Below are 13365 nucleotides of genomic sequence, written 5' to 3'. Positions count from 1 at the left end.
AGCCCGCACCCACAGGGGCTGTGTTTTGGGCACAAAAAAAGGGGACGCCAATGGCGTCCCCTTTTTCGTTGCGGCGTCCGAATCAGAACGCCGGCAGCACCGCGCCTTTGTACTTCTCGGTGATGAATTTCTTCACTTCCGGGCTGTGCAGCGCAGCGGCCAGTTTCTTCATGGCATCGCTGTCCTTGTTGTCCGCGCGGGACACCAGGATGTTCACGTAAGGCGAGTCGCTGCCTTCGATGACCAGCGCGTCCTTGGATGGATCGAGCTTGGCTTCCAGCGCGTAGTTGGTGTTGATCAGCGCCAGGTCGACCTGGGTCAGCACGCGCGGGATGGTCGCGGCTTCCAGTTCACGGATCTTCAGGTCTTTCGGGTTCTGGGCGATGTCCTTGACGGTCGACAGGATGTTGCTCGGATCCTTCAGGGTGATCACGCCGGCCTTGGCCAGCAGCAACAGCGCACGGCCGCCGTTGGTGGCGTCGTTCGGGATCACCACGTTGGCGCCGCTTGGCAGCTCTTCGATTTTCTTGAACTTGCTGGAGTAGGCGCCCAGCGGTTCCAGGTGCACGCCGGTCACGGAAACCAGGCTGGTGCCCTTGGCCTTGTTGAACTCATCGAGGTACGGCTGGTGCTGGAAGAAGTTGGCGTCCAGACGCTTCTCGGCCACCTGGACGTTCGGCTGAACGTAGTCGGTGAAGACCTTGACCTTCAGATCCACGCCTTCTTTGGCCAGAGCCGGCTTCACGAATTCGAGGATTTCCGCGTGCGGTACCGGAGTGGCGGCAACGGTCAGGGTTTCGTCGGCGTGGGCCGAGAACGCTGCAACGGCAGCCAGGGCAACGATCAGTTTTTTCATTCAGCTAACTCCTTTTTACGGCGCCCGTCTGGCGCCTGCCAGCGAATGGCCGGCTCATGTCATTACAAAACCGGTTATTTGCGCGAGAAGTGCACGACCAGTCGGTCGCCGACCATTTGCAGCACTTGCACCAGAATCAGCAGCAACACCACGGTAACGATCATCACGTCGGTCTGGAACCGCTGGTAACCGAAACGGATCGCCAGGTCACCCAGACCACCGGCACCGACCACACCGGCCATCGCCGTGTAGGAAACCAGTGTAATCGCCGTCACCGTAATTGCTGCGAAGATGCCCGGACGGGCCTCCGGCAGCAAGGCGTTCATGATGATCTGGCGAGTGGTCGCACCCATCGACTGGGTCGCTTCGATGATGCCGCGATCGACTTCACGCAGGGCGGTTTCCACCAGCCGCGCGAAGAACGGCGTCGCACCCACCACCAGCGGTGGAATCGCACCGGCCACGCCCAGCGAGGTGCCGGTGATCAGCACGGTGAACGGGATCATCACGATCAACAGAATGATGAACGGCAGCGAACGCAGGATGTTCACCACCAGCGACAGCAAGGCGTACACGCCTTTGGCTTCGAGCAACTGGCGTGGGCTGCACAGGAACAACAGCACGCCCAGCGGCAGGCCGAGCAGCACGGTGAACAGCAGCGAACCGCCGAGCATCATCATGGTGTCGCCGGTTGCGAGCCAGATTTCGTACCAGTCGATATTGGTGAAGAAACTCATCAGGTCTTCCATTAGCGCAACACCTCCATATGAACGTCAGCGGCGGTGAAGCGGGCGAACGCCGCTTCCATGTCGCCACCGGTGACGGCGAGGGTCAATTGCCCGTAAGGAATGTCTTTGATGCGGTCGATACGACCGGCCAGGATGCTGTAGTCCACACCGGTTTCCCGGGCGACGGTACCGAGCAACGGCGCGTAGGTCGCTTCGCCCTGGAAGGTCAGACGCACGATGCGGCCCGGCACGTGAGCGAAGTCATCGCGCTGCTCGCTTTCGTCGATCTGCTCGCTTTCCTGAACAAAGCGCTTGGTGGTCGGGTGTTTCGGATGCAGGAACACATCGGCTACCGAACCTTGCTCGACAATCACACCGGCATCCATCACGCCGACCTGATCGCACACGCGGCGGATCACATCCATCTCGTGGGTGATCAGGACGATGGTCAGCTTCAGCTCGCGGTTGATCTCGGCCAGCAGTTGCAGGACCGACGCCGTGGTCTGCGGGTCGAGGGCGCTGGTGGCTTCGTCGCACAGCAGGATCTTCGGTTTGGTCGCCAGGGCGCGGGCGATGCCGACACGCTGCTTCTGACCGCCGGACAGCTGCGCCGGGTACTTTTTGGCGTGATCGGACAGACCGACCCGCGCCAGCAACTCGGCCACACGCTGGTCGATCTCGGCGCGGGACAGTTCACCGGCCAGGGTCAGCGGCAGCGCGACGTTGTCGGCCACGGTCTTGGACGCCAACAGGTTGAAGTGCTGGAAGATCATCCCGACCTGCTGACGGAAACGGCGCAGGCCGTTGGCGTCCAGCGCGGTGACTTCTTCGCCGTCGACGATGATCTTGCCGCCACTGGATTGCTCCAGGCGATTGATCAGACGCAGCAGGGTACTTTTTCCCGCGCCGGAATGGCCAATCAGGCCGAACACCTGACCGTTCTCGATGGAGAAGCTGGTCGGGTGCAGCGCGGTGATGTCCTTACCGGCGACGCGGTAAGTCTTATGGACGTTTTGAAACTCGATCACGTAGCGAACCTTGTGGGGCGCGTTGGAAAAGGATCAGCGGTTAGCCGGGCGCGCATTTTAGCCTGTCCGTATAGAGGTTCTTAGCATTTATTTCGCAAATAACCTTCGATTTGGCAATAACAGGATCAAAGGTCATAAAAAAGGAACGCCCGAAACCCTCGTTAGTCACTACTTAAGCGACTTGAAAACCCTGGGTGCCGTGCCTGGGAAACACTCAAGCGTCCCGGAGCAATCCCGGGACAAACAGGAGTTCATGACTGATGAGTACCAAGAAACCTGCCGATGACAAAAGCCAACTGGCCGGCACCGATACCCCGGATCGCGCCAATACCAACGCCAAACTCGACAGCCTGGAAAAGTTTCGCTCCGACGCTACCGGTCAGGCCCTGCGCACCAACCAGGGCGTGAAAATTGCTGATAACCAGAACACCCTCAAGGCCGGGGCTCGCGGGCCGTCGCTGCTGGAAGACTTCATCATGCGTGAGAAGATCACGCACTTTGACCATGAACGGATTCCCGAGCGCATCGTTCACGCCCGCGGCACCGGCGCCCATGGATTCTTTCAAAGCTACGAGAACCATGCGGCGCTGACCAAGGCCGGTTTCCTGCAGGATCCGGGGAAGAAAACTCCGGTGTTCGTGCGCTTTTCCACGGTCCAGGGGCCGCGCGGCTCCGGCGACACCGTCCGTGACGTGCGCGGTTTTGCTGTGAAGTTCTTCACCGACGAAGGCAACTTCGATCTGGTCGGCAACAACATGCCGGTATTTTTCATACAGGACGCGATCAAGTTTCCCGACTTCGTCCACGCGGTAAAACCCGAGCCGCACAACGAAATACCCACCGGTGGCTCGGCCCACGACACCTTCTGGGACTTCGTGTCCTTGGTGCCGGAATCGGCACACATGGTGATCTGGGCCATGTCCGACCGGGCCATCCCGAAAAGCCTGCGCAGCATGCAGGGCTTCGGCGTGCACACCTTCCGGCTGATCAATGCCGAGGGCAAATCGCGCTTCGTCAAATTCCACTGGCGCCCTACTGCCGGCACTTGTTCGCTGGTATGGGACGAGGCGCAAAAACTCGCGGGTAAAGACACCGACTACCATCGGCGCGATCTCTGGGAAGCCATCGAAATGGGTGACTACCCGGAATGGGAACTCGGCGTTCAGGTCATCGAAGAGGAAAACGAGCACGACTTCGATTTCGACATCCTCGACCCGACCAAACTGATTCCCGAAGAAATCGTTCCGATCACGCCGCTGGGCAAGATGACCCTCAACCGCAACCCGGACAACTTCTTCGCCGAAACCGAGCAGGTCGCGTTCTGCCCCGGCCATATCGTGCCGGGGATCGACTTTTCGAATGACCCGCTGCTGCAAGGTCGGCTGTTTTCCTACACCGACACGCAGATCAGCCGACTCGGCGGGCCGAACTTTCATGAGCTGCCGATCAATCGCCCGGTCGCACCGTTCCACAACGGCCAGCGCGATGCCCAGCACCGTACGGTGATCGACAAGGGCCGTGCCTCGTATGAACCCAATTCCATTGATGGCGGCTGGCCGAAAGAAACCCCGCCGGCTGCGCAGGACGGTGGGTTCGAGAGCTATCCGGAGCGTATCGACGCCAACAAGATCCGCCAGCGCAGCGAGTCGTTCAGTGACCACTTTTCCCAGGCGCGGCTGTTCTTCAACAGCATGAGCCCCCACGAGAAAGAGCACATCATCGCCGCCTACAGTTTCGAACTGGGCAAGGTCGAGCGTGAGTTCATCCGGGCGCGGGAAGTGAACGAGATTCTCGCCAACATCGATCTGGACCTGGCCAAACGCGTGGCGGCCAACCTGGGTCTGCCAGCGCCAGGCAAAGGCACCGTGGACGTGCCGAAAACATCACTGGATCGCTCGCCGGCGCTGAGTCAGGCCAACCTGCTGCCGGAGAACATCAAGACCCGAAAAGTCGCGATCCTGGCGGCCAACGGCGTCGATGGTGCGGCGATTGATGCGATGAAGCAGGCGCTGGCGGCAGAAGGTGCGCACGCCAAACTGCTCGGCCCGACCTCGGCGCCGGTGAAAACCGCCGATGGCAAAAGCCTGGCGGTGGATGCGTCGATGGAAGGTTTGCCTTCTGTGGCGTTCGATGCGGTGTTCGTGCCGGGTGGCGCGGCGTCGGTCAAAACGTTGAGCGGTGACGGCGTGGCGTTGCATTACCTGCTGGAGGCGTACAAGCACCTGAAGGCGATTGCGCTGCATGGCGAGGCCAAACAGTTGCTGGATGTGCTGAAACTGGAGGCGGATGCGGGGTTGATCGAAGGCAAGGATGTGAAGGCGTTGACCCAGCCGTTCTTTGCGGCGATCGGGCAGCATCGGGTCTGGGATCGGGAGCCTAAGGCCAAGGCCATTCCCGCTTAAGGTTGCTGGTTGACTGAAAGGACGCCTTCGCGAGCAAGCCCGCTCCCACAGGAATCATGTTGTACCTGTGGGAGCGAGCCTGCTCGCGATTTTTTATGGTTTACGAGGACTCAAAACCACTTGAGCGGGAACGCTGCGTAGGATCTGCTTCTTGATTTGCAGATCGAAATCCGGATCGAGCTTCTTAACGCGCTTGGTGATCAACGTCGCCAGCCACGGGTAATCATTGGTGCGCGGAGCCTGAATGCTCACCGCACAGTCATAATTCACCACATCGGCGGCGATCGCATCCAGTTGGCGGCGAAGTTTGCGGCTATCAGTGATATTCAGCGCAACCGTGGTGCTTTCGGCAGTCGGATCGATCACCTTGGCTTTCGGCTTGGCTTCAGCGGCCTGCAGCGCTGCTTCGGCTTTCTCCAGCTCGGCCTTGCGCGCTTCGGTGATCGCGCCATTGACGCCACCGGTCAGTGCCGGGGCCTTGGGCATCAGCACGCGGGCACGGGCCAACGCGGTCGCGGCCGCATTCACATCGCCCTTTTGCAGGACGATCTGGCTGCGGCGCAGATAGGCCTCGGCCAACTGGCGCTGGTATTGCTCAAGGGATTGATCGTTGGGGGTTTCGGCCTGCAAGGCTGCCAATTGGTCTTCGGCAGTGGCCAGTTCGCTGCTGGCCAGGCTTTGCTCCAGCTGTGCGATGGCCGTGGCCCGCGCATCGGGGACTTCGGCCACCGGTGGCGTGCTTTGGCAGGCGCCCAGCAGCACTGAAAAGGCCACAAGGAGCAGATAACGGGAGGCGAACGGCTTCATTCCTGCGACTCTCTATTTGCGCAAAAAACGAGCAAGTCTACACCCCTCGACGGGGCAGAACAAAACTCAGCAGAAACAGTGCGGCCGCCGTCACAACGATTGACGGGCCGGCCGGGGTGTCCTTGAACCACGACAACGCCAGCCCGCCACACACGGCGAGCGTGCCCAGCACACTCGCGCCCAGTGCCATCTGCTCCGGCGAACGGGCGTGACGTTGTGCCGCAGCCGCCGGGATGATCAACAGCGACGTGATCAGCAACACACCGACGATTTTCATCGCCACTGCGATCACGACTGCGATCAACAGCATCAGCGCCATGCGCAAACCGGCCACCGGCAGACCTTCGACTCTGGCCAGCTCTTCGTGCACGGTGATCGCCAGCAGCGGGCGCCACAGTGTCACCAGCAGCACCAGCACGGCTGCGCTGCCGCCGAGGATCCACGCCAGATCGGTCGGGCTGATCGCCAGCAGGTCGCCGAACAGGTAGGCCATCAGGTCGATCCGCACTTCATGCATGAAGCTTAGTACCACCAGCCCGAGAGAGAGCGTGCTCGGCGCAAGAATGCCCAACAGCGTGTCGGACGCCAGTGGCTGGCGCTGTTGCAAGGTCACCAGCAGCACCGCCAGCAGCAGGCAGCCCACAGTCACCGCGACGGTCGGGCTGACATCCAGCAGAAAGCCCAGCGCCACGCCGAGCAGTGCGGCGTGGGACAGCGTGTCGCCAAAATAGGCCATGCGCCGCCAGACCACGAACGAGCCCAGCGGCCCCGCGACCACCGCCAGCGCCAGACCTGCAAGCAGGGCGTAGAACAGAAAATCAGCCATGCTTGCAGCTATCTCCGTGAACGTGAGGTTGGCCTGTCAAAGGCCCTTTGACCACCGAACCGTGCAGGTCGTGGGCGTGGTCATGATGGTGGTGATAAATCGCCAGGCTCGGCGCGTTGTTGCCGAACAGCTCGACGAAGGCCGGATCGCCACTGACCTGCTCGGGATGCCCGGAGCAGCAGACGTGACGGTTGAGGCATACCACCTGATCCGTCGTGCTCATCACCAGATGCAGATCGTGGGACACCATCAACACGCCGCAACCGTGACGGTCGCGCAGGCGGGTGATCAGGCTGTACAGCTCCGCTTGTCCGGCGACATCGACGCCCTGCACCGGCTCGTCGAGCACCAGCAGCTCCGGCTCGCGCAACAAGGCACGGGCCAGCAGCACGCGCTGCATTTCACCGCCGGAAACGCTTTGCACCGGGCTGTCGATGACGTGCTCGGCGCCGACTTCCTTGAGTGCCGCCAGCGCACGCGGACGATCGACGCCCGGCACCAGCCGCAGGAAGCGCAGCACCGAGAGCGGCAAGGTCGGATCGACGTGAAGTTTTTGCGGCATGTAGCCGACGCGCAGTTTCGGCTTGCGCCAGACGCTGCCGCTGTCCGGTTTCAGCAGCCCGAGCACGGCGCGGACCAACGTGGTCTTGCCGGCGCCGTTGGGGCCGATCAGGGTGACGATCTGCCCCGGCTCGACGCTCAGGTGAATGTTGTCCAGCACGTTCTGCCCGGCAAACCGGACCGCCACCTGCTCCAGACGGATCAGCGGATCGCTCATCAAGCCCCCCGGCAGCCGGAGCAGAGGCCGACCACTTCGACGGTCTGGGCCTCGACGATGAAGCCGACGTCCTTGGCGCTGTGAACGATAGCGTCGCTGATGGTTTTTTGCTCAAGTTCGATGGCGGCATGGCATTCGCGGCAGATCAGGAACTGGCCCTGGTGCGAATGTTTCGGGTGAACGCAGCCGACGAAGGCGTTGAGCGAGGAGATGCGGTGCACCAGGCCGTTTTCCAGCAGGAAGTCCAGCGCCCGGTATACGGTCGGCGGCGCGGCGCGGCGGCCGTCCTGCTCGCTGAGCACGGCCAGAATGTCGTAGGCGCCCAGCGGCTTGTGGCTCTGCCAGACCAGTTCCAGTACCCGCCGGCGCAACGCGGTCAGGCGCAGGCCTTTCTGTGCACACAGGGCATCGGCCTCGGACAGCGCGCTGTGAACGCAGTGCGAGTGGTCGTGGGGACGGCTGGCAATCGGTGTAATAGGCATGAGCGGCGACGAGTTTGGTTAGAGACGTTATTATGTTACCCGTTCTCGCCTCATTGAGTGGTCATCGTGTCCCGACTTTTTTCTGTTTTTGTCGTATTCATCACCGGTTTTCTGCTGATCGGTCCGGCTCAGGCCGAGGTCAGAGTTCTCACCAGCATCAAGCCCCTGCAACTGATTGCCGCTGCAGTGCAGGACGGCGTGGCGATTCCGGAAGTGCTGCTGCCACCGGGCGCTTCGCCGCATAACTACGCATTGCGACCGTCCGACGTGCGCAAGGTGCAATCGGTGGACCTGCTGTACTGGATCGGCCCGGACATGGAAGGTTTCCTGCCACGCGTGCTGAATGGTCGTACGCTGCCGAGCGTCGCCGTGCAGGACTTGCCGGGCATGAAGCTGCGCCGCTTCGCTGCGGACAACCATTCCCACGCTGAAGAAGCCGACGAACATGACCACGACCATCGCCCGGGCAGCCTCGATGCGCATTTGTGGCTATCGCCGGTGAACGCGCGGGTTATTGCCGACAAAATGGCCGCTGACCTGAGTGCCGCCGACCCGGCCAATGCCGAGCGCTATCAGAGCAACGCCAAAGCGTTCGATGAGCGTCTGGATGCACTGGATCAGCGTTTGAAGAAACGCCTGGCCAGTGTTGAAGGCAAACCCTACTTCGTCTTCCACGAAGCCTTCGACTACTTCGAAGAGGCCTACGGTTTGAAACACGCCGGCGTGTTCAGCGTTGCGGCGGAAGTGCAGCCGGGGGCCCAGCATGTGGCGGCGATGCGTACGCGTTTGCAGGAAGTCGGCAAGACGTGCGTGTTCAGTGAGCCGCCGCTGCGCCCACGTCTGGCCGAGACCTTGGTGGCGGGCCTGCCGGTGAAGCTGGCGGAGTTGGATGCGCTGGGCGGATACACGCCAGCGACGGCTCAGGGTTATGAGCAAGTGCTGGAGAAGCTGGGGAATGATCTGGCGGGTTGCCTGGAATCGCTCTGATACAAAAAAACCGCAGCCTGTACAGGCTGCGGTTTTTTTACAGGGCGAAAGGTAGCGGTGTACTGACCTGCTGACGCTGCGCCAGCCGCTGCTCGAACTCTTTCGGATCGTGAATCAGCACGTCCTGCCCGGCGAACGATTCCGCCGCGATCAACCGCGACAGCCAGAACCGCACACACGCCACTCGCAGCATGGTCGGCCACAGTTCTGCCTCGGCCGCCGTGAACGGACGCAGTGCCGCATAGGCACCAAGGAACGCCCGCGCACGCGGGCCGTCGATCAGGCCTTCGTCATCGGAACACCAGTCGTTCAGGGCAATCGCCACGTCATAGAGCATCGGCCCGGAGCAGGCGTTGTAGAAGTCGATCAGCCCGGTCAGGTGCGTGCCTTCGAACATCGCGTTGTCGCGAAACAGGTCGGCGTGAATGTTTGCCCGAGGCAGCGCGAGAATTTTCTCTTTCTGTTGGGTGATTTCATCCAGAGACTTTTGCAGCAACGCGCGCGGCTGCTCGCTCAGGTGCGAAAGGAACTGCGTGCCCTCTTCCAGCATCCAGTCCAGGCCACGATCGGTCTTGCGCTTGATCATGTTGTCGCCCTGGGTCGCCAGGTGCAGATGCGCCTGCAAGTCACCGACCTGCGCGCAATGCTGGGCATTGGCCTGCTTGATGTGCTTGCCGGCCAGGCGCGGTTGCAGCAGCGCCGGTTTGCCTTTCAGCTCGCGCAGGGCCACGCCGTCGGTGGTGCGCAGCGCGTAAGGCACCGGCAGATCGGCTTCGTGCAGCACGTCGAGCAGATCGATGAAGAACGGCATTTCCTGCACCGGGCCACGTTCGACCAGGGTCAGGACGAACTCGCCCTGTTCCATGCTGATGAAGAAGTTGGTGTTTTCGCTGCCGGCGGCGATCCCCTGGAAATCGAGCAGACGGCCGAGCCCGTAAGGGGCGAGAAAGGTTTCCAGCTCGGGCCGAGCCAGGGGGGTGAACACAGACATGGTTAAAAACTGCTCAGTTCTGGCGCCGCCATCAAACGGCACCGATTAAAAGTCAGGAAACTTACTTCCAGGTAAAGATTTCCCACGACGGAATCAGCATATCCGGCTGGTCGGACCGGATGTAGTTCGCGTCCGTACCATCGGCGCGCACCAGGAAATAGGGTTTGCCGCCCTTCGGTGTGACCTTGATCGCGTACACGAATCCACTCCGGCTGTATTCCTGAATGATCTTGTCGCCTTCCGTATGCGTGCTGATGGTAACTTCCGGCTCCGATGATGGCGCATCATCCGCCGCGATCGCGGCCAGCGGTGAGACAGCAATCAGACTGACCAGCAGCAAGCGATTTAACGTACGCATGATAACCTTGTCCCTTTGTCGTCAACGGTCCCGCTATTCTAGCGCCGGGCCCGCCGAAAAGGTTGATTCTGCTCATGAGCCAAGCCCCCCTCGTCCTGGTGGACGGTTCGTCTTACCTGTACCGCGCCTTTCACGCGCTGCCACCGCTGACCACCTCCAAAGGCCTGCCGACCGGTGCGGTCAAAGGCGTGCTGAACATGCTCAAGAGCCTGCGCAAGCAGTATCCGGACAGCCCGTTCGCCGTGGTGTTCGACGCCAAGGGTGGGACATTTCGAGATGAAATGTACGCCGAATACAAGGCCAACCGTCCAAGCATGCCTGACGACATGCGCGTGCAGATCGAGCCGCTGCACCAGAGCGTGATCGCCCTCGGATTCCCGCTGCTGTGCGTCGAAGGCGTCGAGGCCGATGACGTGATCGGCACCCTGGCCCGCAGCAGCGCAGCCGCCGACCGTCCGGTGATCATCTCCACCGGCGACAAGGACATGGCGCAACTGGTCGACGGCCACATTACCTTGGTCAATACCATGTCCGGTAGTTCGATGGACGTGGAGGGCGTGAAGGAGAAATTCGGCGTCGCTCCGGAGCAGATCATCGATTATCTGGCCCTGATGGGCGATTCTTCCGACAACATCCCCGGCGTTCCCGGCATCGGTCCGAAGACCGCTTCCGGCCTGCTGGTGGGCGTCAACGGCGGTCTGACCGAGCTGTACGCGCAACTCGACATCGTGCCGACCCTGCCGATCCGTGGCGCCAAGACCCTGCCGGCCAAGCTCGAAGAGCACAAGGAGATGGCCTTCCTCTCCTATCAACTGGCGACCATCAAGGTCGATGTGCCGCTGGACATCGGTCTCGACGACCTGCAAATGGGTCCGGAAGACCCGGCCAAACTTTACGAGCTGTACACCCTGCTGGAGTTCAAGAGCTGGCTGAATGACCTGGATCGCGATGCCAAGCGCCAGGAACTGAGCGCTGCCGCCGAGCCTGCGCCGGCCGGCGATCTGTTCAGCGCGCCAGAAGCCGAAGCGCCTGCAACATCCGCTGAAGCCGCTTACGAAACCATCCTCGACCAGGCGCGATTCGACGTCTGGCTGGAAAAGCTGAAGAACGCCAAGCTGTTCGCCTTCGACACCGAAACCACCGGCATCGACGCGCAGCAGGCGCAACTGGTCGGGCTTTCCTTCGCGGTACAGGCCAACGAAGCGGCGTACATCCCGCTGACCCATTCCTACATCGGCGTGCCGGAGCAGCTGGATCGCGACACCGTGCTGCGCGCACTCAAGCCGATCCTTGAAGATCCGAACAAACTCAAGGTCGGCCAGCACGCCAAGTTCGACATGAACATCCTGGCCAACTGCGCCATCGGTGGCGACCAGAACGAAGGCATCACCGTGCGCGGGATTGCCTTCGACACGATGCTTGAGTCCTACGTGCTCAACTCCACCGCCACCCGTCACGACATGGACAGCCTGGCGCAGAAATACCTGGACCACACCACCGTGAGCTTCCAGGACATCGCCGGCAAAGGCGCCAAGCAGTTGACCTTCGACCAGATCGCTCTGGAACAGGCCGGGCCGTATGCCGCCGAAGATGCCGACGTGACCCTGCGCCTGCACCAGACCCTGTTCGAAAAACTCAGCGCCATCCCGAGCCTGGCCAGCGTGCTGACCGACATCGAGATCCCGCTGGTGCCGGTGCTCGCTCGCATCGAGCGCCAGGGCGCGTTCGTCGACGCTGACCTGCTCGGCATCCAGAGCATTGAGCTGGGCAACAAGATGGTCGCGCTGGAGCGTGAAGCCTTCGAGATTGCCGGTGAAGAGTTCAACCTCGGCTCGCCGAAGCAACTGGGCGTAATCCTCTACGAAAAGCTCGGCCTGCCGGTGCTGAAGAAGACCGCCAAGGGCCAGCCGTCCACCGCCGAAGAAGTGTTGGCGAAACTGGCCGAAGACGATCACCGCTTGCCGAAAGTGCTCATGGAACACCGTTCCATGAGCAAGCTGAAAAGCACCTACACTGATCGCCTGCCGGAGCAGATCAACCCACGCACCGGGCGTATCCACACTTCGTACCATCAGGCTGTGGCATCGACCGGTCGCCTGTCGTCAAGCGATCCGAACCTGCAGAACATCCCGGTGCGCACCGCCGAAGGCCGACGCATCCGTCAGGCGTTCGTCGCGCCGAAAGGCTACAAACTGCTGGCGGCGGACTACTCGCAGATCGAATTGCGGATCATGGCCCACCTGTCCCGCGACGAAGGGCTGATGAACGCCTTCCGCAACAATCTGGACGTGCACACCGCCACCGCGGCCGAAGTATTCAAGGTCGAGCTCAACGAAGTGACGTCCGACCAGCGCCGCAGCGCCAAGGCGATCAACTTCGGCCTGATCTACGGCATGGGCGCGCAGAAGCTGGGCAAGGACATCGGCGTCGACACCAAGACCGCCAAGGCCTACATCGACACCTACTTCGCGCGTTACCCGGGCGTTCGCGAGTACATGGATCGCACCCGCGCCCAGGCAGCAGACCAAGGCTTCGTGGAAACGATCTTCGGTCGTCGTCTGTATCTGCCGGAAATCAACTCGAACAAGCCGCAGGATCGCGCGGCCGCCGAACGCACGGCGATCAACGCGCCGATGCAAGGCACCGCAGCAGACATCATCAAGAAAGCCATGGTGGCGGTGGACAGCTGGCTGAGCGCTTCGGGGCTGGACGCCAGAGTCATCCTGCAGGTGCACGACGAACTGGTGCTGGAGGTTCGCGAGGATCTGGTCGATCAGGTTCGCGAAGAAATTCGCGTGCACATGAGCGAAGCGGCGAAACTGGACGTGCCGTTGCTGGTGGAAGTGGGGGTTGGCAACAACTGGGACGAGGCGCACTGAGGCCTCTGGGGCGGGGTTTTGCCGCGACAGAGCGTCGCGGCAAGGCATCGAAAAAACGCTTAGGTCTGATCGTTCTTGAGCTTATTCCAAAGTTTTTTGAAAAGATTCTGAACTAATCTTGCGCCAGGGCACTCAGAGATACTGAATGGCTGGTGAAGCCCTTCGATGCTCCTATGTTGTGTTAAGTGTTGGCAGATATCTGAACCCCGCCCTAGCGGTTCGGAACTTAAACCCCGGAACTTC

The 13365-nt window shown here is 61.4% G+C and carries 12 protein-coding genes; 3 read left to right on the top strand and 9 right to left on the bottom strand.

From position 1 onward, the window contains the following. Positions 1–82: 82 nt before the first annotated feature. The 3 genes from K3819_RS00365 to K3819_RS00355 all read right to left on the bottom strand — a co-directional run bounded on the left by K3819_RS00365 (position 83) and on the right by K3819_RS00355 (position 2612). A complete protein-coding gene (locus K3819_RS00365; RefSeq protein WP_064592492.1) occupies positions 83–856 on the bottom strand; it encodes a MetQ/NlpA family ABC transporter substrate-binding protein in 774 nt (257 codons plus the stop codon). Positions 857–930: 74 nt separating this feature from the next. Then, entirely contained in the window at positions 931–1605 is a 675-nt protein-coding gene (locus K3819_RS00360) for a methionine ABC transporter permease (protein WP_007953997.1), read from the bottom strand. Continuing rightward, positions 1605–2612 carry a methionine ABC transporter ATP-binding protein gene (locus K3819_RS00355; protein ID WP_007953999.1) on the bottom strand — a complete coding sequence of 336 codons (1008 nt, stop codon included), beginning with the start codon at positions 2610–2612 and terminating at the stop codon, positions 1605–1607. Before K3819_RS00355 ends, K3819_RS00360 begins: the two co-directional genes overlap by 1 nt. 260 nt (positions 2613–2872) lie before the next feature. Here K3819_RS00355 and katE point away from each other — a divergent pair, with 260 nt between their 5' ends. Further along, positions 2873–5014 (top strand): catalase HPII, encoded by a 2142-nt coding sequence (katE, locus tag K3819_RS00350; RefSeq protein ID WP_221398418.1) that lies wholly within the window; start codon positions 2873–2875, stop codon positions 5012–5014. 93 nt (positions 5015–5107) lie between these two features. Here katE and K3819_RS00345 read toward each other — a convergent pair whose 3' ends face one another. Genes K3819_RS00345 through zur form a run of 4 tightly spaced genes read right to left on the bottom strand, consistent with a single transcriptional unit; the run spans position 5108 to position 7907 of the window. Further along, a complete protein-coding gene (locus tag K3819_RS00345) occupies positions 5108–5821 on the bottom strand; it encodes a PA5502 family lipoprotein (RefSeq protein WP_064592487.1) in 714 nt (237 codons plus the stop codon). A gap of 37 nt (positions 5822–5858) precedes the next feature. After that, complete coding sequence (gene znuB / locus K3819_RS00340) at positions 5859–6647, bottom strand: zinc ABC transporter permease subunit ZnuB (protein ID WP_221398417.1); 789 nt, start codon at positions 6645–6647, stop codon at positions 5859–5861. Then, on the bottom strand, positions 6640–7425 hold the full coding sequence (gene znuC, locus K3819_RS00335; protein WP_085612517.1) for a zinc ABC transporter ATP-binding protein ZnuC: 786 nt from the start codon (positions 7423–7425) through the stop codon (positions 6640–6642). The genes znuB and znuC overlap by 8 nt, the downstream gene beginning before the upstream one ends. Next, positions 7425–7907, bottom strand: coding sequence for a zinc uptake transcriptional repressor Zur (zur, locus tag K3819_RS00330; protein ID WP_011331783.1), 483 nt, complete (start codon positions 7905–7907; stop codon positions 7425–7427). Before zur ends, znuC begins: the two co-directional genes overlap by 1 nt. A gap of 57 nt (positions 7908–7964) precedes the next feature. Here zur and K3819_RS00325 point away from each other — a divergent pair, with 57 nt between their 5' ends. After that, positions 7965–8894, top strand: a complete 930-nt coding sequence (locus K3819_RS00325) for a zinc ABC transporter substrate-binding protein ZnuA (RefSeq protein WP_064592485.1) — start codon at positions 7965–7967, stop codon at positions 8892–8894. Positions 8895–8931: 37 nt separating this feature from the next. On the opposite strand, the gene K3819_RS00320 is transcribed toward K3819_RS00325, so the two are convergent. After that, on the bottom strand, positions 8932–9885 hold the full coding sequence (locus K3819_RS00320; RefSeq protein ID WP_085612516.1) for a homoserine kinase: 954 nt from the start codon (positions 9883–9885) through the stop codon (positions 8932–8934). Between the two features lie 61 nt (positions 9886–9946). Beyond that, entirely contained in the window at positions 9947–10243 is a 297-nt protein-coding gene (locus tag K3819_RS00315) for a DUF2782 domain-containing protein (RefSeq protein ID WP_221398416.1), read from the bottom strand. A 74-nt stretch (positions 10244–10317) separates the two neighbouring features. Here K3819_RS00315 and polA point away from each other — a divergent pair, with 74 nt between their 5' ends. Beyond that, on the top strand, positions 10318–13122 hold the full coding sequence (polA, locus tag K3819_RS00310; RefSeq protein WP_221398415.1) for a DNA polymerase I: 2805 nt from the start codon (positions 10318–10320) through the stop codon (positions 13120–13122). Positions 13123–13365 lie beyond the last annotated feature (243 nt).

Source organism: Pseudomonas sp. 3-2 (assembly GCF_019710535.1).
Taxonomy (GTDB): Bacteria; Pseudomonadota; Gammaproteobacteria; order Pseudomonadales; family Pseudomonadaceae; genus Aquipseudomonas; species Aquipseudomonas pharyngis.
Note: the sequence above shows the minus strand (reverse complement) of the source record. Positions and strands in the feature narration are given on the sequence as shown.

Excerpts from the sequence above, each read along its gene's own strand:
- K3819_RS00345 (WP_064592487.1), bottom strand. The coding sequence starts at position 5,821 with ATGAAGCCGTTCGCCTCCCGTTATCTGCTCCTTGTGGCCTTTTCAGTG.
- K3819_RS00365 (WP_064592492.1), bottom strand. The coding sequence starts at position 856 with ATGAAAAAACTGATCGTTGCCCTGGCTGCCGTTGCAGCGTTCTCGGCC.
- zur (WP_011331783.1), bottom strand. The coding sequence starts at position 7,907 with ATGCCTATTACACCGATTGCCAGCCGTCCCCACGACCACTCGCACTGC.
- znuB (WP_221398417.1), bottom strand. The coding sequence starts at position 6,647 with ATGGCTGATTTTCTGTTCTACGCCCTGCTTGCAGGTCTGGCGCTGGCG.
- znuC (WP_085612517.1), bottom strand. The coding sequence starts at position 7,425 with ATGAGCGATCCGCTGATCCGTCTGGAGCAGGTGGCGGTCCGGTTTGCC.
- katE (WP_221398418.1), top strand. The coding sequence starts at position 2,873 with ATGAGTACCAAGAAACCTGCCGATGACAAAAGCCAACTGGCCGGCACC.
- K3819_RS00315 (WP_221398416.1), bottom strand. The coding sequence starts at position 10,243 with ATGCGTACGTTAAATCGCTTGCTGCTGGTCAGTCTGATTGCTGTCTCA.
- polA (WP_221398415.1), top strand. The coding sequence starts at position 10,318 with ATGAGCCAAGCCCCCCTCGTCCTGGTGGACGGTTCGTCTTACCTGTAC.
- K3819_RS00320 (WP_085612516.1), bottom strand. The coding sequence starts at position 9,885 with ATGTCTGTGTTCACCCCCCTGGCTCGGCCCGAGCTGGAAACCTTTCTC.
- K3819_RS00360 (WP_007953997.1), bottom strand. The coding sequence starts at position 1,605 with ATGGAAGACCTGATGAGTTTCTTCACCAATATCGACTGGTACGAAATC.